At 72.6% G+C, this 25,485-nt stretch carries 24 protein-coding genes; 14 read left to right on the top strand and 10 right to left on the bottom strand.

The window, feature by feature from the left end:
- The first annotated feature begins 10 nt into the window (after nt 1-10).
- The 3 genes from I5071_RS36285 to I5071_RS36275 are packed head-to-tail and all read left to right on the top strand — an operon-like array spanning nt 11 to nt 2,939.
- Nucleotides 11-1,948, top strand: coding sequence for a hypothetical protein (locus I5071_RS36285; protein WP_236517938.1), 1,938 nt, complete (start codon nt 11-13; stop codon nt 1,946-1,948).
- Nucleotides 1,945-2,373, top strand: coding sequence for a PaaI family thioesterase (locus I5071_RS36280; RefSeq protein ID WP_236517937.1), 429 nt, complete (start codon nt 1,945-1,947; stop codon nt 2,371-2,373). The genes I5071_RS36285 and I5071_RS36280 overlap by 4 nt, the downstream gene beginning before the upstream one ends.
- Entirely contained in the window at nt 2,370-2,939 is a 570-nt protein-coding gene (locus tag I5071_RS36275) for a TVP38/TMEM64 family protein (RefSeq protein WP_236517936.1), read from the top strand. The genes I5071_RS36280 and I5071_RS36275 overlap by 4 nt, the downstream gene beginning before the upstream one ends.
- Here the strand turns inward: I5071_RS36275 and nhaA are convergent, their stop codons facing one another.
- Both nhaA and I5071_RS36265 read right to left on the bottom strand, forming a co-directional pair.
- On the bottom strand, nt 2,940-4,346 hold the full coding sequence (gene nhaA, locus I5071_RS36270) for a Na+/H+ antiporter NhaA (RefSeq protein ID WP_419249613.1): 1,407 nt from the start codon (nt 4,344-4,346) through the stop codon (nt 2,940-2,942).
- Between the two features lie 229 nt (nt 4,347-4,575).
- A complete protein-coding gene (locus I5071_RS36265; RefSeq protein ID WP_236517934.1) occupies nt 4,576-5,787 on the bottom strand; it encodes an MFS transporter in 1,212 nt (403 codons plus the stop codon).
- Nucleotides 5,788-5,846: 59 nt separating this feature from the next.
- On the opposite strand from I5071_RS36265, the gene plsX reads away from it, so the two are divergent.
- The 3 genes from plsX to I5071_RS36250 all read left to right on the top strand — a co-directional run bounded on the left by plsX (nt 5,847) and on the right by I5071_RS36250 (nt 8,283).
- Complete coding sequence (plsX, locus tag I5071_RS36260; RefSeq protein ID WP_236517933.1) at nt 5,847-6,866, top strand: phosphate acyltransferase PlsX; 1,020 nt, start codon at nt 5,847-5,849, stop codon at nt 6,864-6,866.
- A gap of 3 nt (nt 6,867-6,869) precedes the next feature.
- Nucleotides 6,870-7,370, top strand: coding sequence for a nuclear transport factor 2 family protein (locus tag I5071_RS36255; protein ID WP_236517932.1), 501 nt, complete (start codon nt 6,870-6,872; stop codon nt 7,368-7,370).
- A gap of 70 nt (nt 7,371-7,440) precedes the next feature.
- Nucleotides 7,441-8,283 (top strand): 2OG-Fe(II) oxygenase, encoded by an 843-nt coding sequence (locus I5071_RS36250; RefSeq protein WP_236517931.1) that lies wholly within the window; start codon nt 7,441-7,443, stop codon nt 8,281-8,283.
- A gap of 431 nt (nt 8,284-8,714) precedes the next feature.
- On the opposite strand, the gene I5071_RS36245 is transcribed toward I5071_RS36250, so the two are convergent.
- Both I5071_RS36245 and I5071_RS36240 read right to left on the bottom strand, forming a co-directional pair.
- Entirely contained in the window at nt 8,715-8,954 is a 240-nt protein-coding gene (locus I5071_RS36245) for a hypothetical protein (protein ID WP_236517930.1), read from the bottom strand.
- A 5-nt stretch (nt 8,955-8,959) separates the two neighbouring features.
- Nucleotides 8,960-11,506 carry an intermembrane phospholipid transport protein YdbH family protein gene (locus tag I5071_RS36240; RefSeq protein ID WP_236517929.1) on the bottom strand — a complete coding sequence of 849 codons (2,547 nt, stop codon included), beginning with the start codon at nt 11,504-11,506 and terminating at the stop codon, nt 8,960-8,962.
- Between the two features lie 168 nt (nt 11,507-11,674).
- Between I5071_RS36240 and I5071_RS36235 the strand changes: the two genes are divergently transcribed.
- Nucleotides 11,675-12,517: an SDR family NAD(P)-dependent oxidoreductase gene (locus I5071_RS36235; RefSeq protein ID WP_236517928.1), complete on the top strand. Its 843-nt coding sequence runs from the start codon at nt 11,675-11,677 to the stop codon at nt 12,515-12,517.
- Nucleotides 12,518-12,525: 8 nt separating this feature from the next.
- Here the strand turns inward: I5071_RS36235 and I5071_RS36230 are convergent, their stop codons facing one another.
- Nucleotides 12,526-13,557, bottom strand: coding sequence for an AraC family transcriptional regulator (locus I5071_RS36230; RefSeq protein WP_236517927.1), 1,032 nt, complete (start codon nt 13,555-13,557; stop codon nt 12,526-12,528).
- Nucleotides 13,558-13,593: 36 nt separating this feature from the next.
- On the opposite strand from I5071_RS36230, the gene I5071_RS36225 reads away from it, so the two are divergent.
- Nucleotides 13,594-14,520, top strand: coding sequence for a Rieske 2Fe-2S domain-containing protein (locus tag I5071_RS36225; protein ID WP_236517926.1), 927 nt, complete (start codon nt 13,594-13,596; stop codon nt 14,518-14,520).
- Here I5071_RS36225 and I5071_RS36220 read toward each other — a convergent pair.
- Genes I5071_RS36220 through I5071_RS36205 form a run of 4 tightly spaced genes read right to left on the bottom strand, consistent with a single transcriptional unit; the run spans nt 14,507 to nt 19,003 of the window.
- Complete coding sequence (locus tag I5071_RS36220) at nt 14,507-15,646, bottom strand: GDSL-type esterase/lipase family protein (protein ID WP_236517925.1); 1,140 nt, start codon at nt 15,644-15,646, stop codon at nt 14,507-14,509. The genes I5071_RS36225 and I5071_RS36220 overlap by 14 nt on opposite strands.
- The gene (locus tag I5071_RS36215) at nt 15,643-16,416 is read right to left on the bottom strand and encodes a phosphodiester glycosidase family protein (RefSeq protein ID WP_236517924.1); all 774 of its coding nucleotides are present in this window, start codon (nt 16,414-16,416) and stop codon (nt 15,643-15,645) included. The genes I5071_RS36220 and I5071_RS36215 overlap by 4 nt, the downstream gene beginning before the upstream one ends.
- Nucleotides 16,416-18,281: a sensor histidine kinase gene (locus tag I5071_RS36210; RefSeq protein WP_236517923.1), complete on the bottom strand. Its 1,866-nt coding sequence runs from the start codon at nt 18,279-18,281 to the stop codon at nt 16,416-16,418. Before I5071_RS36210 ends, I5071_RS36215 begins: the two co-directional genes overlap by 1 nt.
- Nucleotides 18,278-19,003, bottom strand: coding sequence for a response regulator transcription factor (locus tag I5071_RS36205; protein WP_236517922.1), 726 nt, complete (start codon nt 19,001-19,003; stop codon nt 18,278-18,280). The genes I5071_RS36210 and I5071_RS36205 overlap by 4 nt, the downstream gene beginning before the upstream one ends.
- Before the next feature lie 132 nt (nt 19,004-19,135).
- Here I5071_RS36205 and I5071_RS36200 point away from each other — a divergent pair, with 132 nt between their 5' ends.
- From I5071_RS36200 to I5071_RS36175, 6 genes are all read left to right on the top strand, one after another.
- Entirely contained in the window at nt 19,136-20,458 is a 1,323-nt protein-coding gene (locus I5071_RS36200; protein WP_236517921.1) for a hypothetical protein, read from the top strand.
- Nucleotides 20,459-20,525: 67 nt separating this feature from the next.
- The gene (locus I5071_RS36195; protein ID WP_236517920.1) at nt 20,526-20,966 is read left to right on the top strand and encodes a hypothetical protein; all 441 of its coding nucleotides are present in this window, start codon (nt 20,526-20,528) and stop codon (nt 20,964-20,966) included.
- 141 nt (nt 20,967-21,107) lie between these two features.
- Nucleotides 21,108-21,869, top strand: coding sequence for a hypothetical protein (locus I5071_RS36190; RefSeq protein ID WP_236517919.1), 762 nt, complete (start codon nt 21,108-21,110; stop codon nt 21,867-21,869).
- A 13-nt stretch (nt 21,870-21,882) separates the two neighbouring features.
- Nucleotides 21,883-22,728, top strand: coding sequence for an XdhC family protein (locus tag I5071_RS36185; RefSeq protein WP_236517918.1), 846 nt, complete (start codon nt 21,883-21,885; stop codon nt 22,726-22,728).
- 14 nt (nt 22,729-22,742) lie between these two features.
- The gene (locus I5071_RS36180; RefSeq protein ID WP_236517917.1) at nt 22,743-24,665 is read left to right on the top strand and encodes a hypothetical protein; all 1,923 of its coding nucleotides are present in this window, start codon (nt 22,743-22,745) and stop codon (nt 24,663-24,665) included.
- Between the two features lie 96 nt (nt 24,666-24,761).
- Nucleotides 24,762-25,214: a hypothetical protein gene (locus I5071_RS36175; RefSeq protein ID WP_236517916.1), complete on the top strand. Its 453-nt coding sequence runs from the start codon at nt 24,762-24,764 to the stop codon at nt 25,212-25,214.
- Between the two features lie 38 nt (nt 25,215-25,252).
- Here the strand turns inward: I5071_RS36175 and I5071_RS46715 are convergent, their stop codons facing one another.
- Nucleotides 25,253-25,381, bottom strand: coding sequence for a hypothetical protein (locus I5071_RS46715; protein ID WP_268921176.1), 129 nt, complete (start codon nt 25,379-25,381; stop codon nt 25,253-25,255).
- Nucleotides 25,382-25,485 lie beyond the last annotated feature (104 nt).

The following is a 25,485-nucleotide window of genomic DNA, read 5'->3' as shown; positions in this document are numbered from 1 at the left end:
CATTTCGCTGATGTGCTCGCTGCTGGTGGGGTGCGACTGCGGTGGTGATCCGCCCGGCGCGGCCTGCGAGAGCGCGAGCGACTGCCGCAGCACGCAGGAGTGCATCGACGGCACGTGCGTCTCGCGCACCGACGGCGCGCGCCCCGGGCTCGATGGGGGCGACTCCGGCGGCGGCACCTGCGTCGACTTCGACGGCGACGGGCGCTGCTCCGACGTCGACTGCGACGACACGGACGAGACGCGCGGCGGGCCCGAGCGCTGCGACGGAGTCGACAACGACTGCGACACCCGCACCGACGAAGGGCTCGTGGAGATCTGCGGCGGCTCGTGCAGTCCCTCGTGCGACGTCGAGACGATCCCCGGGCCCGGCGGATGGGCGCCCGACGGGACGAACTCCGAGGGCGTGATCGTCGATCCCTCGGGCGCGCTCACGCTCGGACGCACCGAGGCGACGTCGTTCTCGGTGTGGGTCGCCAACATGGACGACGGCACCGTGAGCAAGATGGACTCGCGCACCAACCGCGAGCTCGCGCGCTATCCGACGATCGGCGCGGCCGCGCCGGCGGGCGTGCGACCCGCGAGCGAGCCGTGCGCGTGGACCAGCCCGGGCGGCAACTGTCCATCGCGCACCGCGGTCGATCAGAACTTCGACGCGTACGTCGCGAACCGCGCGTTCCACTCGCAGGGCACGGTCACGAAGTACGCGAACCGCGAAGAGGACTGCATCGACCGCAACGCGAACGGCGTGATCGACACGTCGCGCGATCTGAACGGCGACGGCACGATCAACGAGGGGACCGCGGAGTTCGTCGGCATCGACGACGAGTGCATCCTGTGGACCGTTCCGGTCGGCGGCGTCAACGCGGTCCCGCGCGCGCTGACGATCGGCGTCGCGCCGCCGGACGCGCTGGTCGGTGATGTGTGGGTCGGCCTGTTCAACACGTCGCAGGCGTGTCGCATCGACTCCGCCACCGGCGCGCTGCGCGGCGAATGCCTTCCGATCAACGGCCTGAACCCGTACGGCGCCACGTCGGACTCGATGGGCCGCATCTGGTTCGTCGATCGCAGCGGGCGGCGCGACATCCTCGGCTACGTCGACGCGACGGGCACGACGTTCACGATGGCCTCGCCGGTGCCGGGAGGCGCGGGGTGGCCGCCGAGCCTCTATCCCTACGGCATCACGGTCGACGGTGACGGGCGCATCTACATCGCGAGCAGCGCGAGCGACCCGCCGATCCTCCGCTATCTCCCGGCGACCGACACCTGGGAGACCGCGTCCTTCCCGAGCACCGGCTCGCCGCGCGGGCTCGCCGCCGACGAGGAGTTCCTCTGGGTCGGCATCAGCCACGAGCAGCAGAGCATCAGCGGGGCCGCGAGTGATCGCGTGGAGCAGCTGCGCCTCACCGATCTCTCGCACGTCACGACGCATCACATCCCGACCGGTCGCGCGCCCGTCGGCGTGGGCGTGTCGTTCGACGGCTCGGTGTGGGCGGTGTGCCAAGGCACGAACTCGGCCGCGCGCTTCGATCCGATGACGAACACGTGGATCGAGCACGGCGTGGGTCGCTCGCCCTACACCTACAGCGACTTCATCGGGTTCGGGCTCAACGTGTTCGCCGAGCCGCGCGGTCGTTATCGCTTCCGCCAGACGGGGTGCGAGGCGGGCGAGTTCGGATCGCAGCGCTGGCTCGGCGCGCGCGTGAACGCGGAGATCCCGGCGAGCACCGAGGTCACGCTCTGGGTGCGCGTCGGCAACACGCCCGAGGAGGTCGAGGCCGCGACGTTCATCGGGCCCTTCCCCGCGCCGATCGCGAATTTCGCGAGCCCGCCGGGGCCCATCCCGCAGGGGCGCATCATCGAGGTGGAGATCCGGCTCGTCACGATGGATCGCCGGGTCGCGCCGCGCGTGATGTCGATCGAGCTCGCCGGGGAGTGCACGGGATCGTGAGCGAGCCGGGTGACGAGCGGCCGCGCATCGAGGCCGCGGAGTTCGAGGCGCTGATCCACGAGACGATCCCGCTCACGCGCCTCCTGCCGTTCCGGGTGCAGGAGCTCGGCTGGGGAACCGCAACCATTCGGTTGCTGTTCTCCGAGCAGCAGCTGCGCGCGGGCGGGACCATCAACGGGCCCACGATGATGACGCTCGCCGACACCGCGCTCTACGCCGCGGTGCTGACGCGCATCGGGATGCAGCCGCTCGCCGTGACGAGCGATCTGTCGATCCACTTCCTTCGCAAGCCCGAGGCGCGCGATCTGATCGGCCGCGCGACGGTGCTGCGCGTGGGGCGACGCATCGCGGTGGGCACGATCGAGATCTCGAGCGCCGATGGACCGCTCGTCGCGCACGCGACGGGCAGCTACGCACTGCCGTGAGCGAGACGAACGCAGCGCGCACGAAGTGGCTGCGCATCGGCGCGCTGATCGCGCTCACGGTCACGCTGATCGCGATCGGTCACGCGACCGGCGTGACCGAGCACCTCACGCGCGAGCGCATCCAGGCGACGATGCTCGAGCTCGGCGCGCTCGGGTTCTTCGCGTACCTCGCGATGTTCGCGGTCGGCGAGCTGGTGCACGTGCCGGGCATGGTGTTCGTCGCGGCGGCGATCCTCGCGTACGGGCCGGTCACGGGCTTCGCCGCGGGCATGGTGGGCGCGCTGGTGTCGCTTACGGTCTCGTTCTACGTGGTGCGGATGGTCGGCGGTCAGCCGCTGGGCGACGTCGAGCGACCGCTGCTCAAGCGCATGCTGGCGCACCTCGATGCGCGGCCCGTGATCACGATCGCGGTGCTGCGCCTGCTCGTGCAGATGCTCCCCGCGCTCAACTACGCGCTCGCGATGAGCAAGGTGCGGTTCCGCGACTACCTCGCGGGCTCGATGCTCGGGCTCGTCCCGGTGATCGCGATCGCGGCGCTCGCGTTCGACTGGCTCTTCGCGCAGTGATCACTGCACCGTCGAGGCTTCGGCCTCGGACTCGGTGTGCGCTCGATCGACGCCGGCGCTGCGCGTCAGCGCGGCGCGCCCGAACCCGAGCCCCAGCGCCGCGGCGGTGATCGACCCGACCAGGATCGCGAGCTTCGCCCCCTCGAGCAGCGCATCGTCGAACGCGAGCTCGGCGACGAAGAGGCTCATCGTGAAGCCGATGCCGCCGACCATCGCGACCGTGAGCACGCCGCGCCAGCTCACGCCGCGCGGCAGCGCCGCGAGCCCGATGCGCACCGCGAGCCAGCTGCCCCCCGCGATGCCGATCGTCTTGCCCGCGACGAGCCCGATCACGATGCCCCACGCCATCCACGCGGCGTCTCCTGCGATCTCGGTCGCGCCGATGCTCACGCCGGCGTTCGCGAACGCGAAGAGCGGCATCACGAGGAACGCGACCCAGCGGTGGAACGCGTGCTGGAGCGAGTCGACCGGCGCCATCGCCTCGCGACGCGCACGATCGAGTGCCTCGAGGTGCTCGGCGACCGCGTCGTGCCCGTGGTCGCCCACCGCCTCGGCCGCGCGCTGCGCCGCCGCGACGAGCTCCGCGCTGCCGAACCATGCGCGGGTCGGCGTCATCAGGCCGACGATCACGCCGGCGAGCGTCGCGTGCACGCCCGCTGCGTGGAGGCCCTGCCACACGGCCGCCGCGGGGATCGCGTACGCCAGCGCGCGCCGCGCGCCCGCGGCCTGCAGCAACGAGATCCCGACCACGCCGAGCGCCGCGGTCGCGAGCCCGCTCGCTTCGAAGCCCGACGAGTAGAAGACCCCGATCACCAGGATCGCGCCGACGTCGTCGATCACCGCGAGCGCGAGCAGGAGGATGCGCAGGCCCGGGCTCACACGATCGCGCAGCAGCGTGAGCACGCCGACCGCGAACGCGATGTCGGTCGCCATCGGGACGCCCCAGCCCGACGCGGTCGGGCGCTCCGCGTTGAGCGCGAGATAGACGAGCGCGGGCGCGATCATCCCGCCGAGCGCGGCCGCGAGCGGGAGCGCGGCGCGACGCGGCTCGCTCAGCTCGCCTCGCGCGATCTCGCGGCGGATCTCGAGGCCGACGACGAAGAAGAAGAACGTCATCAGCGCTTCGTTCACGACGAAGTGGAGCGTCACCTCGATCGTCGTGGCGCCGAGGTGTGCGCCGATCGGCGTCGCCCAGAGCGCGTGATAACGATCCGCCCACGGCGAGTTCGCCCAGACGAGCGCAGCGATGGTCGCGACCAGGAGGATCGCGCCGCTCGCGACCTCGGTCGCGAGGAACGCTTCGACGGGCCGCGTCACGGTGCGCACCGCGCGGCGGATCGGGGGCCATGCCTCGGGCGGCGCGGCGGCGGACGTGGGCGTTGGGCGAGGATCGGTCGATCGGGACATGCCGCTCCGCGAGCACGAGGCTCGGAGCGGCTGGCGGCCCGACCAGCCGGGGTGACCTGCGGTGGCGACACCGCACCCGACGAGTTGTGGAACGAGCGATCACGAATAGCCGACGCGCGGAGGCGCGGCAACCTCGGCTGGAGTGCTCGCTGGCGGAGGACCCGCACGGGAGCGTGCGGCGCACGCGGACGGGAGGGCCCTCCGTCGGCGAGCCGATTTGGGACACGCGTCAGCCCACTTCGGGCGTCGCATCCTCGCGATGGCGGCGCGCGATCGCGCGCATCTGGGGGCTCGCCGCGACGAAGAGCAGCGCGATGCCGATCAGCGCCGCGCCGGTGCCGTAGGGCAGCTCCTGGTCGAGCTCGTAGAGCGCGGTGCCCACCAGCGGGCCGAAGAGGCGCCCGAGCCCCTGCGCGCTGTTGTTGAGGCCCGCGACCTGGCCCTGCTCGTCGTCGCTCACCGCGAGCGACATCGCGCTGGTCACCCCCGGCAGCGCCAGCCCCTGACCGAAGCCCTGCAGGCCCATGCCGACCACGATCCATCCGTACTCGCGCGCGAGCATCAGCGTGACGAGGCCCGCGATCGTGATCGGCAGTCCTGCGATCACCAGCGTCGTCGGCGCGACGCGCATCCGCCGCGCGAGCCCACCCTGCACCGCGACCGCGACCACGCCGTAGACGAAGAGCGCGCCGCCCATCCACAGCGGCGTGTCCTCGCGCGTGAGGTGCAGTCGATCCTCCACCAGGAACGCGACCGTCTGCTCCATCAGCACGGTCGCGCCGGTGGTCACCGCGGCGACGAGCAGGAGCGGCCACGCACGGCGCGCGACGTCGCCGAGGCGCACCGGCGGGCGCTCGCTCGCGTCGCGTCGCGGCGGCTCGGGCAGGCGCCACCACACGAGCAGCGCGTTGAGCGCGCCGAACGCGGTGGAGAACCAGATCGGCGCGGTGAGCCCGAAGAAGTGCGCGAGGGTGCCGCCGATCACCGGGCCGAAGATGATCGCGAGGCCGAACGCCGCGCCGATCACCGCCATGCCCGAGGTGCGGTTCTCGCGCGTCGTGAGATCCGCGGCGTAGGCCTGCGCGGTGGGCAACATCGCGCTCGCGAACGCGCCGCCGATGACGCGCGCGCCGAGCATCAGCGCGAAGAGCGCGAGCGGCGGCACGACGTCCATGCGGCCGATCTCCGCGGCCGTGCCGAGCAGCCCGAACGCGAGCGCGAAGCCGCACACGCCGACGAGCAGGATCTTCTTGCGGCCCGCGGTCTCGCTGCGCTTGCCCCACCACGGCGAGAGCAGGAGCTGCATCAGCGCGTAGCTCGTCGAGAGGGCGCCGATCTGGGTGTCGGAGAGGCCGAGGTCGCGACCGAGCGGGCCGATCACCGGGAACAGCACCGAGAGGCCGAGGATGCTGTTGAAGATGGTGACGAAGAGGAGGCCCATCCGGAGGCCGACATCCTACGTGCAGCACGAGTCGTGTCGAGGCGTGTACGCTCGGCATCGTGATCCGCGTGGCGCTCGACGTGATGGGCTCCGATCACGGGCCCGAGGCGACGGTCGGTGGGGCGGCGACGATCAGCAGGTCGCCGAGCGCGCCGCAGCTGGTGCTGGTGGGCGACGAAGGCGCGATCCGCGCCGTCCTCGCGAGCCGCGAGCACGACCCGTCGAAGGTCCGGGTGGTGCACGCGAGCGAGGTGTGCCGCATGGACGACAAGCCGAAGGAGGCGCTCGACGCGCGTCCCGACGCGTCGGTGCTGGTGGCGGCGCGGCTCGTGAGGAGCGGCGAGGCGGACGTGCTGGTGAGCGCGGGCAACACCGGCGCGGTGACGCTCGCGTGCGCGCGCACGTTCGAGCGATTGCCGGGTGTGGGGCGCGCGGCGCTGGGCGCGGTGGTGCCGACCGAGCGACGTCGCGGCGAGAAGCGCGATCCCTTCTCGCTCCTGCTCGACGCGGGGCTGACGCTCGACGTGAGCGCCGACGATCTCGTCGCGTTCGCGCTGATGGGCTCGGCCTACGCGCAGCGCATCTCGAAGAACCCGCGGCCGCGCGTGGCGCTGCTCTCGATCGGCAGCGAGGCGAGCAAGGGCACCGCGGCGATCGTCGAGGCGCACGCGCGCTTGTCGCGCAGCACGCAGATCGACTTCATCGGGAACATCGAGGGGATGGACATCCCGCGCGGCACCGCGGACGTGGTGGTCACCGGCGGGTTCACCGGGAACATCGTGCTCAAGATGCTCGAGGGCATCAGCGAGACGGTGATGCGCCTCGCGCGCGCGGCCGGCGAGGCGAGCGTTCGCTACAAGGCGGGGCTCGCGCTGCTCGCGCCGGCGATCCAGCGGGTGCGCGAGGTCACGGACTGGGAGCAGTACGGCGGCGTGCCGATCCTCGGGTTCGATCGGCTGTGCATCAAGGCGCACGGGCGCAGCACCGAGCGCGCGATCGCGAACGCGCTGAAGGTCGCGACGATCACCGCGCGCACCGACCTGATCACGGCGATGCGCAACGCGCTCGCGAACGCGTGAGGTATGCGCAACGCGCATCGCTCCGATGCGAGCGATGCGTTCGACGCATCGCTCCGCGGGGTGCAGGACGAGGGCATGACTCCCCAGGCGATCGTCGATGGGTTCTCCCGCGTCTGGGCCGATCCGCCGGCCCATGAGTTCCGCTTCCTCGACGCGTTCTCGCCCGACGTCGAGCTGATCGCGCCGCTCGCGGGCCGCACGCGCGGACGCGAAGCGGGCTACGCCGCGTTCCGGCGCACGTTCGCGCTCTTCCCCGATCTGCGGGCCGAGGTGCACGCGTGGTCGGCGAGCGAGGACCGCATCTGGATCTCGATGACGTTCCACACGCGCGAGCTGTCGTGGCACTCGGTCGACGTGCTGACGCTCACGGACGGAATCGTGACCTCGCGTCGTGCCTACTTCGATCCGCTCCCGGTGCTCGCGTACGTGCTGCGACGTCCCGCCCTCGCGTGGCGCTGGCTGCGGATCCGACGGGCGCGCGGGGCGCCGTCCTGGCCGCGGTGATCGACGATCCGGGGTCCCGGGTGTACATCCGGCCTCCGAGAGAGATCCCAGGGAGCGAGGTGAGGTCCACGTGAAGCCGGTGATGAAGCCCGCCGAGGCGCTGCCTTTCTTCTTCGATCGCGACGCGCTGCTCGAGGTCGCGCGCGAGCGCGCGACGGTGCATCGCGAGAACGCGCCGTTCCCCCACACCGTGATCGACGGTCTCTTCCCGACCGAGCTGCTCGAGCGCGTGCTCTCGGAGTTCCCGTCGCCGCGCACCGAGGGCTGGGAGCGCTACGACGATCCGCTGCAGAAGAAGCTGGGCTCGCGCGACGAGGAGCGCCTCGGGCCGACGACGCGGCTCTTCCTGCACGAGCTCAACTCGGCGCCGTTCATCCAGTTCCTCGAGGAGCTCACGGGCATCCAGGGGCTCGTGCCCGACCCGTGGTACGAGGGCGGCGGCCTGCACCAGATCGAGCGCGGCGGGATGCTCAAGGTCCACGTCGACTTCAACAAGCACACGCTCTTGAAGCTCGATCGCCGCATCAACGTGCTCGTCTACCTCAACAAGGACTGGGACGAGTCGTGGGGCGGCCACCTGGAGCTCTGGGACACCGAGATGAAGAAGGCGGAGCACAAGGTCGCGCCGCTCTTCAACCGCATGGTCGTGTTCAACACGACCGACTTCGCGAACCACGGACACCCGGATCCGCTCCAGTGCCCGCCGGAGCGCCAGCGTCGCTCGGTCGCGCTCTACTACTACTCGAACGGGCGCCCGGCCTCGGAGGTCGCGGCGTCGCACACGACGATCTTCAAGCGTCGCCCCGGTGAGTCGATCCCGCTGACGCTGAGCGAGGTGGGCGAGAACCTGCTTCCGCCGATCTTGCTGGACGCGATTCGGCGGGCGGGGTTCGTTCGGTCTCGCAAGGGCTGAGAGGCTTCGGATCGGAGAGGCTTCGGCGTGCGGCGGGTGGGGTGGGTCCGCCGCCCCTGGGTGCTCGCGGGCTGCCTCACGAGCGCGGTGAGAGCGTCGGGACGCGGTGGGCGCATCGCGGCGCGCGCGTTGCGCTCTGCCGCGATGCTTCGATCAGTCTGCGGTCGGCCTCTGCGAGCCCCCGTCGCACGGGGGCGTCGGACCCACCCCACCCGCCCGGTACCGCGGTTCTGCCGTCTCGCTGGGTGGGGCTGGGGAGGCTCGCGATCGATCCGCGCTATTCGCGCGGCTCGGACGCTCGCGGGTAGCACCGCGCTTCGCGCGTGTGCGCGCTTCGCGCGGAAGTTGGGCGTGATGGGTGGACGAGCGATGCGTCTGCCCTGCGTGCCCGACGAACCGTACGCGTGCTCGTCCGACGTGCTCGTCCGCGATCAGCCCTCGTCGGGCGTCGCGGTGGTCGCCTGCTCGGTCGACGGAGCGGCTGCGTCGTCCTGCTCGGCGGCCGCGCGCTCGTCGTCGACGTGCAGGTTCACGTCCATCGTCACCTGCACCGGCGCGACGGTGATCGGCTCGACACGCACCGCGTGCGAGAAGCACCCCGAGGCGAAGCACGGGACCGAGACGAGGCCGAGCGCGATGAGCGCACGACGACCAGCACGAACGAACGACATCGACTTCATGAAGGCTCCTGCGAGGGCCCGCGACCGAGGAGCACGAGGCCCCGATCGAGCGCAGGCTGCAGTCCGTTGACCTGGAGAGTGAGATCGAGCTCCTGCGGCGTACGCGCGCCACGACCCTGAACACGCGCGCGCAGGCGCGTCGTTCCCTCTTCGCCGTGGAGCTCGAATGCGAGACGTGAGTATTCGAAGTCGGCGAGCGCGGCGAGCACGCGCTGCTCGATCCACTCGCCGTCGCGGAGCTGATCGAGACCACGCGCGGGCGTCGCCGACGCCGGCAATTCACGGATGCGCACGCGGCCGGGACCGCGCGCCGAGAGACGACCACGACCGAGCACGATGCGCGGAGTGTCCGCCACGAGATCGACGCGCAGCGACATGCGCCCGTCGAGCCGGCCGGTGCCGCTCGCGCGACCGCTCGAGACCGCGCTCGCGAGGCGCTGCAGCTCGATGCCGCGCAGCGTGAGATCGAGCGCGAGGCTCGGCGCCTCGGGATCGACGCGGAACGGCGCGACCTGCACGCGGCCACCACCGACCGCCGCCTCGGCGCCCGCGATCACGATCTCGCGGCGCACCGTGCCCGACGCGGTGCGACCCGCGCCGCGCGGCGGGCGCGCGAAGTGGATGTTCGCGCTGCCCTCGCGGAGCGAGATCGTTCCGCCGAGCGTGAGCGCGTCCCAGCGCACGCGGTCGGCGCCCGCGCTCACCGGCGGATCGAGGTGCGCGAGGTCGAGCGTGCCGCTGAGACCGCTCGCCTGGAGCTGGCCCGACTCGTTCTCGAGCGCGACGTTCTCGAACGTGACGCGCCCCTCGCCCGCACCGACCTGCGGACCGAGCAGCCCGTGCAGCGACACGCCGGTGCGGCCCACGATGCGCGCGCCGCAGTGCTTCGCGAACACACGGTGCAGCGCGTCGTTCGCGTCGATCGGCGCGATCGGCACCTCGATGTCGACGTGGCCGCGGCCGGTCTCGATGCCCAGCGCGACGTCGACGTGGAACGGGGCGCGCGCGCTGGCGCGGCCCTCGAGCGTGAGCCCGAGCTGATCACCGACGAGCGCGAGCGTGCCCTCGGTCGGTCCCAGCGCGACACCGCTCCACGCCGAGTGGCGCGCGCGGCCGCGACCACGCGCACGGATCGACTGTTGCGCGTCGAGATCGAACGGGAGATCGAGGCGCACGTCGCGCAGCGAGAGCTCGGCGTCGGTCTGGGTCATGCGCGCGACGCGGATCGCGAGAGGCGCCGCGAGCGACGGATTCGCGCCGAGCACGAGATCGACGTCGCCATCGGCGCGAACGCCGGACGCGCGGAGCACTCCGTCGGCGCGCGGAGAGCGAGCGCGCGCGTGGAGCGTGATCTCGACGTCGCCGCCGGTCGTGCGCGCGATCATCGGGCGATCGCCGCGCGGTGAGAGCGCGAGCGCCACGTCGTGGAAGCTCAGCGCGGAGTCCTCGGAGCCCACCGCGAACACGCCGAGCTTCACGCCGACGTCGGTCCGGGTGTGGGCGATGATCGATCCGTCGACCGCACGCTCCACGTCGAGCCGGGGCGCGAGCACCGCGCGCTCGAGCCGCACGTCCTCGATGCGCGCGTGCGCGAGATGGAGATGCGAGCGCACGTCGAGCGCGAGCCCCGGCGCGATCTCGCCCGTCGCGTCGAGCACGACGTGCGCGTCGCGGACCTCGTGCGCCTCGTGCGCGGCGCGCGCCACGTGCACGTCGAGGTGCGCGTCGTCGAGGGTCCACGTCGTGCCCCGCGCGGTGCCGCGCGCGCGCACCGAGGGCGACGCGGAGAGCTCGATCGCCGGCGCCAGGTGGGCGGCGATCGCGCGGGGGAGCGTGCCGTCGAGCGACCACGCGATCGCGTCGTCGTGCTGGGTGATGCCGAGGTCGAGCGTCTCGCCGGACGCGGCGCGGGCCTCGATCTCGAGGGTCTGCGCCCGCGGGTGCATCGAGATCGCCCACGCGCCGAACGTCTCGGTCTCGAGCACGATCGCGCCGCGGGTGTCGCCGGGCGCGAGCTCGCCCTCGATGGCGACGTCGATCGGTGCGCCGTCGGCGCGCGCGAGCACCACGTGCGATCGCTCGATGCGCACGTGATCGATCCCCGGGCCGCCACCACCGTCGTCGCTCGGCGCCTCGGCGCGCGCGATCAGGCGCGCGGGCGTGCTCTCGCGCAGCGCGTCTTCGTCCAGCGCGGTCGACCAGCGCGCACCCTCGATCGTCATCGAGACGCCGCGATCGCCGAACGGATCGAACCCGACCTCGATCGACTCCGCCTCGAGATCCGGCGCGAGCCGCACCTCGGTGAAGCGCACGTGATCGAGCGCGACGCGTTCGACGCGGAACCGAGCGTCCGGCAGGCCGACCTTCGCGAGCTCGCTGCGTACGTGCGACGCGACGAGCGCGGGCACCTCGACCTCGACCGCGCGCCACACGAGCGCGCCCAGCACGAGGAGCGCGAGAGAGAGCCCACCGATGCGCGCGCCCGTGCGACGAATCGCGCGAGGCGGCGGCTCCGCGGTGCTGCTGCGAAGCGACTTACGCATCTGGCGGCCTCGGTGTACGGACCCGAGGTCGTGATCGCAATGCACGAGCGACGCTCTCGCAGGATGCGCCCGTCCGATCGGAGCGGTGCGCGCCGGAGCACCCCACCCGATCGGTCGGTGTGCGCAGGTCGCTGGACGTCGGCGCGCCCGTGCGAACCTCGTTGCGCGATGGACGACGACGCACGGATCGCGATCGTGACGGGCGCGAGCGCAGGCATCGGCGAGGCGACGAGCGCCGCGCTCGCGGCGCGCGGGCTGCGGGTGGTGATGGCGTGTCGTGATCGCGGGCGCGCCGAGCAGGCCGCGGCGCGCATCCGAGCGCGGGTGCCCAGCGCGAAGCTGGACGTGGAGCTCGTCGATCTCGCGTCGCTGGCGTCGGTGAGGGCCGCGGTGGCGCGGCTGGGCGCGCTGCCGCGCATCGACGTGCTGGTGCTCAACGCCGGCACCACGACGAAGGTCCGCGAGCTCACCGAGGACGGGCTCGAGCGCACGCTCGCGGTGGACACGCTGGGGCCCTTCGCGCTCACCGTGCCGCTGCTCGATCGGATGCGCGCCGGCGCGCGGATCGTCCAGCTCGCGGGCATCTATCACCGGCGCGGCGAGCTCGACCTCGACGATCTCTCCTTCGCGTCGCGGCGCTGGTCGATGCTCGCGGCGAACAACCAGGCGCAGCTCGCGCGCGTGGTGCTCGCGTTCGAGCTCGCGCGGCGGCTCGACCCTGCGCAGGTGACGGTGAACGCGGTGCATCCCGGCGCGGTGCGCACCAACGCGCAGAAGGACGCGCCGCGCTGGGCCCAGCTCCTGATGCGCACCGTGGCCCGGCCCTTCTTCGTCGATGCGGATCGCGGCGCCGAGCCGGTCGTGCGCCTCGCGCTCGACCCCGCGCTCGCCCGGGTGAGCGGGCGCTTCTTCGATCGCATGGACGAGGCCGCGGCGAACCCGATCGCCCACGACGCAGCGCTCGGACGCGCGCTGTGGGATCGCGCCTGCGCGCTCACCGGCGTTTCGTGAACGACCGTTCAAGTACTCCGCGCCCGCCAACTCGCGGGCGTTCGTCCGGTCCAGCGGCGGAACGCACGATGGAACGCGCTGGGCTCGGAGTAGCCGAGCATCCACGCGACCTCGGCGATCGACATGCCCGCCTCGACCAGCGCCAGGGCGCGTGAGCGACGCACCGACTCGAGCAGCGCGCCGAAGGTCGTGCCCTCGTCCTCGAGCCGGCGCTGCAGCGTGCGCGGGCTCGCGTGGAGGCGCTGCGCGAGCGATGCGAGCGTGGGCTCGCCGCGCGGCAGCAGGTCTTCGATCGCGCGCTCGGCGCGCGCGGTCCACGAGGGCGCGGGCAGCTTCGCGAGGCGCGCGTCGAGGTAACGCGCGAAGAAGCGCGCGAGCACCGCGTCGGCGCGGGGGATCGCGAGCTCGAGCGCGTCCTTCGGGAGCACGACCTCGTCGACCGGCGCGTCGAGCTCGGCGGACGTGCCGAGCAGCGCTTCCCAGCGCGCGCGATCCGCCGGCGGAGCGCGCCGCAGTCGCACCTGCACCCCGGGGATCGGCGCGCCGGTGACCATCGCGACGTTCACCGCCAGATCGCGCGCGAAGATGTCGGCCATCGCGACGTGCGCGGCGCGCGGCGGGCCCCACGGCACGTAGCGCACGTGCAGCGCGCGCTCGGTCGCGATGCCCTCGTAGCGCTCGCCCTCCACGAAGACGCGCTGGTACTCGAGCGTGCGATCGAGCGCGTCGCCCAGGGTCGGGCTCGACATCACGAGGAGCCCGAGCGCGTCGAACGCCTCGACGTCGAGCTGCTGCGCGAGGCGGAGGTGCGCGTGGGGATCGCCGGTCTCGTCGATCACCCGCTCCACGAGCTCGTAGAGCGCGGTGAGCGGCACCCGCCCATCGGGATCGCGCAGCAGCGCGTCGTCGACGCCCAGCGCGCGCCGCAGCACCTCGGGATCGATGCCGAGCGGGCGCGCGCGATCGAGCATCGCGGCGAGGGCGCGGCCCCACGTGGTGGGCTGGCGCGGAAGGTCATGCGTGCTGGCGTCGTGGGTCACGGCGGCTCGCTCGATCGCAGCGCAGCGTAGCAACGCATGGACGAGATCGAGGGCTGGTGGGTGATCGCGGAGTCGCGCGAGGTGCAGCGCGCGCCGCGCTCGGTGACGCGGATGGGCGAGCGCATCGTGCTGTGGCGCGACGATCGCGGCGTGCTGCACGCGCACGATGCGCGTTGTCCGCATCGCGGCGTGGATCTCGGCGAAGGACGGGTCGTCCGCGGCGAGCTCGAGTGCGCGTACCACGGGCTGCGGTTCGACGCGTCGGGCCGCTGCGTCGCGATGCCGTGCGAGGGCGCGGAGGCGCGGGTGCCCCCGCGGATGCAGATCGCGCGACGCATCGTGCGCGAGGCGCGCGGTCTGGTGTGGATGTGGCGCGGCTCGGTGCGCGATGCGCCGCTGCCCTGGCCCGACGTGATGCCCGCCCACGATCGTCGCGCGTGGACGCGCACGATGATCTGGGACGTGCCGCTCTCGCGCGTGATGGAGGCGATGCTCGACGTGCATCACTTCCCGTTCGCGCATCGGCGCTTCTCGAGCGGCGTGGGCCCGCGGCTCGATCCGTGGCGGGTGCGCGAGGAGGACGGCGTGGTGCGCGCCGAGGGCACGATGCGCGAGGAGAAGGCGCGCCGCGGCTGGAACGTCGCGCTCGAGGCGCGCCTGCCCGCGATCGTCTTCCTCTCGTTCACGCCGTGGCTCGGTGGCTTCGTCGCGTGCACCCCGATCGACGCGACGCATACCTGGATCGTGGTGCGCTTCTTCGTCGACGTGCCGGTGATCGGCGCGCTGCTCGCGCGCTTCGCGCTGTGGACCGAGCTCACGTTCGTGCAGCCCGACGACGAGCGCATGCAGCTGCGCACGCTGCGGGAACGGAACGATCTCTCGGAGTGCACGCTGGTGCGCGCCGACGCGGCGATCGTCGCGTGGGATCGCCTGGCGAGGAAGCCATGGGTCAGCGAGCGATGAGCGCGCGCTCGAGCAGCTCCGCGACCCGGGCGTGGCCCTCGTCGGTCATGTGCACGTGATCGTTCAGTGCCCATCCCATCGCGACCCAGCGCGCGATCGCGCCGGGCCCGCCCTGGAGCGCGAGCAGATCGAAGAACCCGCAGCCCTCGGCGAGCGCGATGCGGCGATAGAGATCGCGCACCTCGGTGGTGCGGGCCCGAGGACCGAGCGCGCCCTCGCGCGACTGCATCCAGTCGGACGGGCCGATCACCAGGCACGCGCTCTCCGGCGCCACACGATGCCAGCGCGCGATCACCGCGCGCAGATCGCGATCGAGCGTCGACATCGGAGTGCGATCGCCGGTCTCGTTGGTGCCGTAGGCGAGCGCGACGAGATCGGGCGGACGTCGCGCGATCTGGGCGCGCAGCTCGGCCTCGTCCCACGGGAGCTGATCGCGTGCCCTCGCGCCCGGCACCCCGAACGACTCGACGATCACGCCGGGCTGGCCGCTCTCGAGCAGCATCCCGAACACGCGCACCGGTCCATCACCTCGCGCGCGCGCCTCGACCACGTGCGATCCACGCGCGACCTCGGCCTCGAGGAACATCGTGCCCGGCGCGAGCGGCACGTTCGCGACGATCGCGTCGTCGACCCGGAGCTCGACGGTGCCCGCGCCCGACGCCCAGAGCTCGGCGTGCGCGACGCTCGATGCGCGCACCCGCGCCCACGACGCGGTCGTCGTCTCCACCGCGAACCCTGCGCGACCGTAACGATCGGGCGCGCGCTCGGCGCCGCGCACCCGCACTCCGCGCCATCCCGCGCTCTCGTGCATCGTCACGTCGCGCCGCTCGTAGAGCGCGAACGGGATCGCCGGCATCACCAGGCCCGCGCCCGCATCGCCGAACCGCCGCTGCAGGCGCTCACGGAGGAACCCGGTGTACTGATCCGACGCGGTGTGCGACGCGCCCCAGAACGACAGGCGCGCGACGCCCTCGCCCCGTCGCGCTCGATCGAGCGCGGCACGCACCCGCGGCAACACACGATGTCGGGGATCGTCGATCGGCACCGCGACCCCGAGCGGCGCGTCCTGCGATCGCACCGGCCACGCGCAGAGCGCCACGAGCAGGATCGCGATGACGTGCCTCATCGGGCCTCCACGCCCACGACGTTCGGCAGATCCCAGAATTCGCGCACGTCGTCGGCCTCGTGGAATCCGTCCTCCCAGCTCCCCATCTCGCGCACCTGGGTGCGCCCTGCGTCGACCACCAGCGACGCCTCGGGCCCACCCTCCATGTACACGAGACCGCGCAGTCCGAGCGCGTCCGCCGCGAGCATCTCCGCGAGCACCTGCATGCGATACGGCGTGCGAACGTGGACCATCACCGCGCGCCCTTCGCGATCCGCGCCCAGCAGCGCCGCGCTGTAGCGGCGGGTGCGCCAGGTGCGCTGCGCGCGTCCTTCGCAGTCGACCATCATGCGCACGCCCTGGAGCACGCTGTCGTAGCGCTCGGTCATCCCGTCGAGATCGACCCCGCATCCCGTGCCGCCGATCGCGAAGGGCGCCGCGCTCGCGCGCGGATCGAACCCGATCACCGCATCGAAGCGCGCGGGACGACGATTGCTGCGCACCTCGCCGCGGGCCCGCAGATACCCGCAGCTGCGCCCGCTCGGCAGGAACATGCCCGCGTTGATCGCCCCGACGAGCCGATGCTCGCGCACCCAGTCGGTCGCAGGGCGGCGCGGCCCCTCGTGGCTCTCGGTCAGGAAGCGCAGCGCGTAGCGGCGGAGATCGAAGCGCACGATCGTCGCGATGCGATCGCCGACGTCCACCTCGGGCGCGCGCGGCAATCGCACCCGCTCCACGATCAACGCCTCGTCCTGGGCGCTCGACGTTGGGATCCCGATCGCGATCAGCATCACGATCGCGGCAGCTCGACCTGCAGCTCGCATCCTCCGCCCTCCCTTCCGTGTGCGCTCGCCTCGCCTCCGTGCGCGCGCGCCAGATCGCGCACCAGCGAGAGCCCGATGCCGGTGCCCGGCTTGTGCGCGGTCTCGGCGCGCTCGACGCGATGGAAGCGCTCGAAGACGCGCGATCGTTCGCCCTCGGGGATCCCCGGACCGCGATCGCGCACTGCGATCACGGCGCGCTCGCCCTGCAGACGCACCTCGACCTCGATCTCGCCCGGCGCGTACTTCACGGCGTTGTCGATCAGGTTCACGACGATCTGCTCGATCGCCTGCGCGTCGAACGAGAGCTCGATCGGCTCGTCCGCGATCACCCGCAGCGTGCATCCCTTCGTCGACGCGAACGGCATCTGCGCTTCGACCACCTCGCGCACCTGTCCGGCGAGATCGCCGCGCGCCTTGCGCAGCGGTCGGCGTCCTTCCTCGAGCCGCGAGATCTCGAGCACGTTCTCGACGAGGCGCGACAAGCGCACGCTCTCGGTCGCGATCTCCCGATAGACCCGGGGCCGCCGCGCGTCGTCGACCAGATCGTCCTCGAGCATCTCGGCGTGCATGCGGATCGTGGTGAGCGGGGTGCGCAGCTCGTGGCTCACCGCGCTCACGAACGCGCTGCGCTGCATCGCGAGCTCCTCGGCGCGCCGCGACGCCCGCGCGATCGCCAGCGCCGCCGCCGCGACCGCGAGCACGAGACCGATCAGCGCACCGACCTGCCACCGCATCTCACCGTCGAGCGCGGCGATCGATCCTTCGACCGATGTGTGCTCGAAGCACAGATCGAGGCCGCGCAACGTCTCGCTCGCAGGGCGACGCAGCGCGCACGTCGCATCCTCGTGGGCCTCGAGCACCCGCGGGGTCGGCCCGCCCGCCGAGACCCGCGTGATCACCTCGGGCACCCAGCGCGACGCGATCGCCGCGCGATCGAGCATCACGCCCTGGAGCACCGCCGCGCCCTCGTGCGAGACCACGCGCGTGAGCACGACCGCGTCGTCGTCGGCGCGCCACTGCATCGGCGTGTAGTCGACCTCGATCGAGGTGGGCACCAGCGGAGGCGACTCGGTGGGCTCGGGGACGACCTGCTGGGGCGGCGGATTGTCGCGCGCCGAGCCTCGCTGCTGCTGCAGCTCGTCGAGCCCCACGCTGCGCCGGGTGGTCACCGGCGCCTGACGCCCGCGTCGCGAGATCCGCTCGAACGCGCCCACGTCGCCCGCCTGCGCCTGCTGGATCTCGTTCGCCAGCGACACCGCGTCGTAGTTGAGCCCCACCGTCACCGGCTCGCTCTGCTGCGCGAAGCGCGCGTCGGCGAGCAGCACCGGATCGGCCACGCTCGGGCGCGCCCGAGCCACGAGCTGCCCGGCATCACGACCGCGCACCACCGCCCGCAGATCGGCGAGCGCATCGCTGCGCGCGAGCGCGCGCACCCGCGCCGCCTCGGGCGGGCCTTCTTCGTCGGGGAGCGCGGTCCACGGCGTGCGCACCGTCCCGTCGGGATCGACCTGGAACCACCCGATCACCCGCTCGTCGCGCGGCCCCGCGGCGAGCGGCGAGACCGCGACCGGATCGCTGATCGCGAGCACGTCCGGCGGGCTGTAGTAGTGGTTGTAGAGATAGAACGGTCGCTCGTCCTCGCGACGTCGCAGCTCCTCGAGCCCCTCGTCGATCGCGCCGCGCACCGCCGCCGCGACGCCCTCGAGCCGGCCCTCGATCTCGCGCACCCGCGACGCGCGCTCGCGCGCCGACGCCGCGAGCCACCCGACGCCGAGCAACACCGTCGGCAGCGCGACGCCGAGCGCGAGCCAGCGCGCGCGCGACGTGCTCATTCGTCGAGCTCCCCGCCCGTCGCGAGCCGATACCCGCGCCCGCGCACCGTCGCGATCCACGCCTCGCCACCCGGCACCGCGCGCAGCTTCGTGCGCAGCTGCTGCACGTGCACGTCGACCGTCCGGGTGCGCACCGTCCCGTCGCGATAGCCCCACACGTCGACGAGCAGCTCCTCGCGCGTCACCGCACGATGGGCGCGCGCCGCGAGGTACTCGAGCAGCGATCCCTCGCGCGCGGTCAGGCGCATGCTGCGGGGGGAATCGGCGCTCGTCTCCCAGCGCACCTCGAGCGCGTCGAGATCGATCGTCGCGCCCGCGATCGCGATTCGTCGCGGCGCGCCGCTCGTCACGCGCGGCCTCCGCAACAGGCCCTTCGCCCGCGCGACCAGCTCGCGGATCCCGAACGGCTTGGTCACGTAGTCGTCGGCGCCGAGCTCGATGCCCGCGACCACGTCCTCCTCCGCGCCCTTCGCGGTGAGCACCAGCACCGGCGTGTCGTCGCCCCGCGCCCGCACCCGACGCAGCACCTCGAGCCCGGGCACGCCGGGGATCATCAGATCGAGCACCACGAGATCGACGCGCGATGCCGCGAGCGACTCGAGCGCGCTCGCTCCGTCGGCGACACCCGACGCGTCCCAGCCCTGGGCGCGGAAGAGCGCGAGCAGCCCGTCGAGGATGGGCGCCTCGTCCTCCACCACCAGCACGCGCGGGGTCGTCGTCATCCCGAGCCCATGATCCACGTTCTACGCGCGCCGCGCGCGTTCGCTCCGTAAGTCTTCGGTAAAGGCCGTTCTTACCGAACCCTGACGAGCGCATGCGACGCGCGATTCCACGCTCGGAGCGAGGAGGCACCGATGACCGCTCGCATCCGCTCGTACGCGCTCCCGCTCGTGCTGCTCGCGCTCGCCACCACCTCGGCCGTGACGTCGCTCGCGCTCGCCGATCGCGAGAGCCACCACGAAGGCGATCCCGACTCACTCGCGCGCCGCGCCGTCGATCCCGATCCCCAGGTGGCCGAGCCCGCCATCACCGCGCTGCGCGCGCTCGGCCCCGCCGGCCACGCCGCGCTGATGCGGGCTCACACCGCGGCGATCACCACCCTGCGCGACGCTCCGCCGATCGATCCCGACGACGCGACCGAGCGCCTGCGCCACGCGATCGACGTCGTGAGCGCCCAGCGCGACGGACACGCGAGCGGCCTCTACTGGCACACCGATCTCGACGCCGCGCGCGCCGAGGCGCGCCGCACCGGACGCCCGATCCTCTCGCTGCGCCTGCTCGGTCGTCTCGACGAAGAGCTCTCGTGCGCGAACAGCCGCTTCTTCCGCACCGTGCTCTATCCGAACGCCGCGGTCGCGCGGGTGCTCTCGCAGCGCTTCGTGCTGCACTGGTCGAGCGAGCGCCCCGCGCCGCGCATCACGATCGACATGGGCGACGGACGCCGCATCGAGCGCACCGTCACCGGCAACAGCGTGCACTACGTGCTCGACGCCGACGGCCGCCCGATCGACGCGATCCCCGGGCTCTACGCGCCCGCGCAATTCGTCGCGGTGCTCGAGCGCGCGCACGAGCTCGCGACCCGCTGTGCGCCGCTCGCGCGCGACGCGTTCGACACCTGCCTGCGCGAAGGGCACGACGCCGAGCTCGCCGCGCTCGGGCACAGCTGGGAGGAGCGCCGCACCGCCGCGCCCGAGCTCCCGCTCTACGCCGCGTTCCAGCTCTCCGATCCCGGCGTGGCCGGCGAGGCCGCGCCGAGCGCGCTGCTCGCGATGCCGATCACGGTCGGCAAGGCCGCGATCGAGACCCCGATGATGCGGCTCATGGCGCGCGATCTCGCGCGCGTGTCCACGCCTCCCCCGATCCGCTGGGAGCTCGCCGCGACCGCCGACGTGCTCGCCGCGCGCCCCGACCCCCGCACCCTCGCGCTGCTCCGCCTCAAGAGCGGTCGTCACGACGTCGACGCGCTCGCGGCGCGCATGGCCTCGGTCGCCGCGATCGACGGCGTGCGCAACGAGGTGACGCTGCATCGTCGAGCCCGCGGTCTGCTTCGCGCCGCGCCCGGGCTCACCGTGCTGAACGAGCGCGTCTACGCGGAGCTCTTCCTCACTCCGGCGAGCGATCCGTGGCTCGGGCTGCGCGCCGACGACCTCTGGGACGCGGTCGAGGTGCGTCGCTGATCTGCGTGACACCTCGCCCCACTCGCCCGCGTGACGCCCGCGAAGTCGGGCGCTATGGTCCCCGACTATGTCCGACCGCGATGCGCGCGAAGAGCTCAACGACCTGCTGAACGGCGCGGTCGAAGTGGCCGCCGAGATGCTCGAGCAAGAAGGTGAGTTCGAGCCGTTCGCGCTCGCGCTCCGCAAGGATGGCGAGATCATGCACCTCTCGCCCGACGAAGAAGGCGAGGACGAGCGCGAGCCCGAGCAGGTCGTCGAGAGCCTCCGCAAGACGCTGCGCGAGTCGCGCGAGGACTATCGCGCCGTCGCGGTCGTCGCGGACGTGACGCTCGAGGACGAGAACGATCAGGCGATGACCGCCGCGATCCACGTCGCGATGGAGCACGCCGCCGAGGAGCCGGTGAACTGCTACGTGCCCTACGAGTTCAAGGGCGAGGCGCTGGAGCTCGCGGAGCTCGTCGGCGAGCCCGGTGAGCGCGTGGTGTTCGCAGGAGATCGCCCGAACTGATCGGCACGAGCGTGGGGGCACGCGAGAGCCGTGGAGCGAGGACGAGCAGTGAAGCCGAAGTCCGGATTCGGCGCGGGTGGGGCAGTGGCGGCCGTGCGACGAGACACCTCTCCTTCGAGTGAACGGCGCGCCCTGCGCGACGTGAGAGAGCCGGGGCCGCTCGAGGTGGCCCCCGAGGTGCGCGCCGCGCTCGCGCGGCTGCTCGCGCTCGAAGCGCGGGTCGCGACGCTCGAGGGCCGCGAGGCCAAGCCGATCGATCCCCGCCCGACCCTCTCGCTCGAGGCGGTCGACACGCTCGAAGACTTCCTCCGCGCGCGGCTCGCCGACGACGCGCTCGCGCTCTTCGCGGCGCGCGCCGAGACCTTCGATCAGTTCTCGCTCGCGCAGGTGGGCTCGCGCTCCGAGCGCGCCTGGGACATGGGCCTCGGCAAGGGGCGCATCGTGCTCGGCGTGCACGGCAAGCACCTCGTGTGCATCGCGCGCCGTCCCGATCCCGGCTTCGCGCTGCGGGTCACGCTCTTCGATCCCGAGGACCGCACCGAGTCGGACGGCGGCTCCCTGGGATCGTGGCTCGAGCGCGTGGTCGACGGCGTGATGGGCGAGATCCTCTCGGCGGGCTCGAGCGACGAGGACGACGACGGAGACGTCGACGTGACCGCGGTCGATCTCGATCTCGACCTCGCGATGGACGACGGCCCGCGCGACTGGCAGCCCTACCTCGAGCGCACCCTCGTGCTGCCCGACAAGACGCGCGAGACGTCGGGGCGCCGCGTGCACCACCCGCGCTTCGGCATCGGCGTCGTGCTCCGCGCCCTGCCCGAGAGCGACAAGCTCGAGATCGACTTCGGCGGCGAGCACGGCGTGAAGGTGCTGGTGTCGAAGTACGTGCAGGAAGTCGAGTAACGTTCTCGATCGGATGATCGAGGTCACCGAAGCGCTCCTCGCGCTCTTGCGCGGCGGAGGTCGTGGCGCGCTCGCGACGGTGACGCGCGCCGCGGGCTCGACCCCGCAGCAGCCGGGCGCGCGGCTCCTGCTGCGTCCCGACGGAACGCTGGTGGGGACGGTCGGTGGTGGCGCGATCGAGCAGGTCGTCGTCGAGGCGCTGCGCGCGTGCGTGCGCGACGGGACGCCGCGGGTGATCGCGCGCGAGCTCGGGCGCGATCTCGGCATGTGCTGCGGCGGACGCATGGAGGTGTTCGTGGAGCCGATCGAAGGCGCACCGCGCCTCGTCATCTTCGGCGCGGGCCACGTCGCGAAGGCGACCGCCGCGATCGCGCGCACCGTCGGATTCGCGGTCACGATCGTCGACGATCGTGACGAGCTGAACGACGAGGCGCGCTTCCCGGGGTGCCTCCGCGTGCTCGCCGAGCCGCGCGAGGCGCGCGATCGCGTCGCGCCCACCGCGCACGACTGGCTGCTCGTCGTGACCCACGATCATCGCCTCGACGAAGAGGCGCTCGATCTCTACTCGACGCTGCCCCACGCGTACCTCGGCGTGATCGGCAGCCGTCGCAAGGTCGTGCGCATCCTCCGGCGCATCCGCGCGCGACGCGGCGCGCTGCCGCCGCTCGATCGCGTCTACGCCCCGGTCGGACTGCGCATCGGCGCGGTCTCGCCCGAGGAGATCGCGGTGAGCATCGTGGGGGAGCTGGTCGCGCTGCGGCACGGAGAGCGCGCGGGCTCGCACATGCGCGCCCTCGAGGACGCCGCGATCCGGCGCGCCCTCGAGTCCGACGAGCCGCTCTCGGACGACGAGACCTGAATCGACACGCGGCCATGCCCGTCGTTCGCGACATCGTGCGCTTCTCGATCATCCTCGCGCTGTTCCTCGCCGGGTGCGGCGCGTCCGCGCCCCGTGCGACGCCGATCGCGCCGAGCCCCCCGGCCCCGGCCGCGATCGCCCCGCGTTTCGAGCCACGCCTGGTGCGGCACGCGCCCGCCAGCCAGTTCGTCTACTCGCGCATCGAGGTCGCGGGCGTCGGGCGGCGCGAGGTGTCGGCGATCGACGACGCGGTGCGGGTGTTCGATCCCGACACCGGGATCAGCTGGGCGGTCGAGCGCTTCGGGTCGGTCTCGAACATCGAGCTCGATCCGAGCTTCTGGCGTGCGTGCGTGATCCTGGATCGCGCGCGCGTCGGCGCGTTCGATCTCCGCACCCGCGAGTGGCTGTGGACGCGCGAGCTGCCTTACGCGGTGCGCGTGGCCGCGACCTCCGAGCTCTGCGTGATGCAGACCCACGAGGGCATGCGGGTGTTCGATCTCGAGTCGGGCGAGCCGCGCGCGATCGACGTGCCGCCCTGGGATCTCTCGGTGCAGGGCCACGCGTACGTGCTCTGGTCGCGCGATCTCACGCGGCGCTACGACCGCGTGCTCGCGTTCTCGGCGACGGGACCGGCGTGGCTCGACGCGCTGCGCGACGGCGCGACGCTGGCGCGACGCGAGACGTTCTGGACGAGCTGCATCGACGCGTCGGGCGAGATCGATCGCATCGGCCTTCACGCCACCGAGGACGAGACGCGTCGCGCGCACCTCGCGCGCGCGATCCACGCCGAGTGGATCGAGTGCGCACCGCCCACCGAGCTCGATTCGATCCGGCAGGTCCAGGCCGAGCTGCCCGCACCGTGGATCCCGCTCGCCGATGGACGCCTCGTGCTCCACGGCGCGCACGGGCTCTTCCTGTTCGACTGGGCCGCGCGCAGCGCGCCGCTGCGCCTGACCGACGCGCCGGTCGAGCGCTATCGCGACGTCAACGGCCAGTCGCGCCCCGTCGAGCCGGTGATCGGCGACGGATGGATCGGCGCGATCGACGCGCAGGGCTCGCTCGCACGCTTCGATCTCTCGGGCGCGCCGCTGCCTCCGATCGCGCTGCCGACCGGGCCCAACGGCGAGTACCCGCCGAGCTGGCAGGTGTTCGCCGCCCCGGGCGATCGGCTGCTGGCGATCCGCGACGTGAACGGACGCCGCACCGCGTTCGTGTCGAGCGCGCGCGGCTGGACCCGATCACGCGCCCGCACGTTCAGCGGGATCTGGCAGTACGCGGAGTGGCGCGACGATCACTGGCTGCTCTCCGATCCGCACAACGGCATCCAGCTGGTCGACCCCGAGCGCGGCGCGGTGATCGCCGACTTCACCCCGCCCGATGCGTACAGCCGGATCTCGCGCGCGACTCCTTCGCCCGACGGGACGCGCCTCGCGGTGATCGTCGGGCCGTGGAGCGACGACTGGGAAGGCGTGTACGTGCTCGACGCGCGCACGCTCGCGGTGCTCGCGCATCACCCCGGGGATCGCAGCCTCGCCGAGACCCACGACGCGCTCGGATGGGACGCGCAGGGCATCGTGGTCGCGACGCGCGCCGCAGGGGTCGTCGTCGGGCCGCGCTGGGTGCGGATCGATCCCGCGAGCGGCGAGCGTCGCGAGGCCGGCACCGGGACTCCGCGCGCGTCGTTCGGCCATCGCCGCACCGGCGGCGTGCACGTCTCGCGCACCGCGGAGGGCGATCCGCTCGTCGCGCCGCGCGCGATCGACGAGGAGGTCGCGATCGTCTCGATCGGCGCCGACGGCAGCGGTGCGGTGCAGACGCTCGACGGCCGCGTGTGGTGCGAAGGTGCGTGCCCGCAGTACCGCTGCGTCGTCGACACCGACCGCGTCGAGCCGTTCGATCATCCGGCGTGCGCGTCGACACGTATGCTTGCGGAGTGATCTTCCAGCGCAGTGCGATTCGAGCGACAATGGCCGCGAGCTCGGATGTACGACTGGATCCAGGGTCGCCCCCCCGTGGTGTTGCGCGAATCGGACGTGGATCGCTGGCCAGGAGGCGACGTCGCGACGGAGCGCATGCCGCAGTTCGCGGCGATCGGTGAGTTCGCCGGCAACCAGGTGATCGTGCTGCGCGATCCCGAGCTGACGACGGTCGTCCCGCTCGAGCTCGGCGGCGTGCTGCTCGTCACCGCGATCTACTGCGAGGGTGATCGCTCGCTCGACGGACACCTCGAGGTGATGCCGGTGAGCGGATGGCACGTGCTGCCCCGGAAGTTCCGCGCGGCCGGCGGCGACTACGCGCTCTTCGACGGTTCGCTCAGCGGCAAGGCGCTGAAGGACCCCGCGCTGCAGCCGAAGATCCTCGAAGAGCACGGCGGCGTGCTGCGCTTCGCGCTCGCCGAGGGCACCTACGACGTCGAGTGCTTCGGGCCGTGGGATCCCGACGAGCAGACGTCGTTGTGGCTCACGCGCGTGGTGCGGAGCGTCTGATCCGCGCGGCATGAACGAGTCGGAGTCGACCCGCGGATTCACGGGTCGTGCAGAGGAGCCATCTCGATGAGCAGAGTCGGATCGATCGGACCATCCCTGGCAATCGTCGTTGCGCTCGCGAGCGGCTGCGGAGAGCCGCCGACCGCGAGCATGTCGGTGTCGGTCACGGGCGCCCGCAACCGTCGCGCTGCACGCTGATCGTCGAGCCGCTCGAGGACGAGGGCTGGATCGTCGGCGGACTGCAGTGCTCGTCGCTGCCCGCGCAGATCAA

It is taken from the genome of Sandaracinus amylolyticus (assembly GCF_021631985.1).
Lineage (GTDB): Bacteria > Myxococcota_A > Polyangia > Polyangiales > Sandaracinaceae > Sandaracinus > Sandaracinus amylolyticus_A.
Note: the sequence above shows the minus strand (reverse complement) of the source record. Positions and strands in the feature narration are given on the sequence as shown.

Coding starts and splice junctions, on each gene's coding strand:
- I5071_RS36255 (WP_236517932.1), top strand. CDS start 6,870: ATGCGCAACGCGCATCGCTCCGATGCGAGCGATGCGTTCGACGCATCG.
- I5071_RS36220 (WP_236517925.1), bottom strand. CDS start 15,646: ATGAGGCACGTCATCGCGATCCTGCTCGTGGCGCTCTGCGCGTGGCCG.
- I5071_RS36205 (WP_236517922.1), bottom strand. CDS start 19,003: ATGACGACGACCCCGCGCGTGCTGGTGGTGGAGGACGAGGCGCCCATC.
- I5071_RS36235 (WP_236517928.1), top strand. CDS start 11,675: ATGGACGACGACGCACGGATCGCGATCGTGACGGGCGCGAGCGCAGGC.
- I5071_RS36180 (WP_236517917.1), top strand. CDS start 22,743: ATGCCCGTCGTTCGCGACATCGTGCGCTTCTCGATCATCCTCGCGCTG.
- I5071_RS36240 (WP_236517929.1), bottom strand. CDS start 11,506: ATGCGTAAGTCGCTTCGCAGCAGCACCGCGGAGCCGCCGCCTCGCGCG.
- nhaA (WP_419249613.1), bottom strand. CDS start 4,346: ATGTCCCGATCGACCGATCCTCGCCCAACGCCCACGTCCGCCGCCGCG.
- I5071_RS36245 (WP_236517930.1), bottom strand. CDS start 8,954: ATGTCGTTCGTTCGTGCTGGTCGTCGTGCGCTCATCGCGCTCGGCCTC.
- I5071_RS36200 (WP_236517921.1), top strand. CDS start 19,136: ATGACCGCTCGCATCCGCTCGTACGCGCTCCCGCTCGTGCTGCTCGCG.
- I5071_RS36215 (WP_236517924.1), bottom strand. CDS start 16,416: ATGCTGATCGCGATCGGGATCCCAACGTCGAGCGCCCAGGACGAGGCG.
- I5071_RS36195 (WP_236517920.1), top strand. CDS start 20,526: ATGTCCGACCGCGATGCGCGCGAAGAGCTCAACGACCTGCTGAACGGC.
- I5071_RS36285 (WP_236517938.1), top strand. CDS start 11: ATGTGCTCGCTGCTGGTGGGGTGCGACTGCGGTGGTGATCCGCCCGGC.
- I5071_RS36185 (WP_236517918.1), top strand. CDS start 21,883: ATGATCGAGGTCACCGAAGCGCTCCTCGCGCTCTTGCGCGGCGGAGGT.
- I5071_RS36265 (WP_236517934.1), bottom strand. CDS start 5,787: ATGGGCCTCCTCTTCGTCACCATCTTCAACAGCATCCTCGGCCTCTCG.
- I5071_RS36210 (WP_236517923.1), bottom strand. CDS start 18,281: ATGAGCACGTCGCGCGCGCGCTGGCTCGCGCTCGGCGTCGCGCTGCCG.
- I5071_RS36225 (WP_236517926.1), top strand. CDS start 13,594: ATGGACGAGATCGAGGGCTGGTGGGTGATCGCGGAGTCGCGCGAGGTG.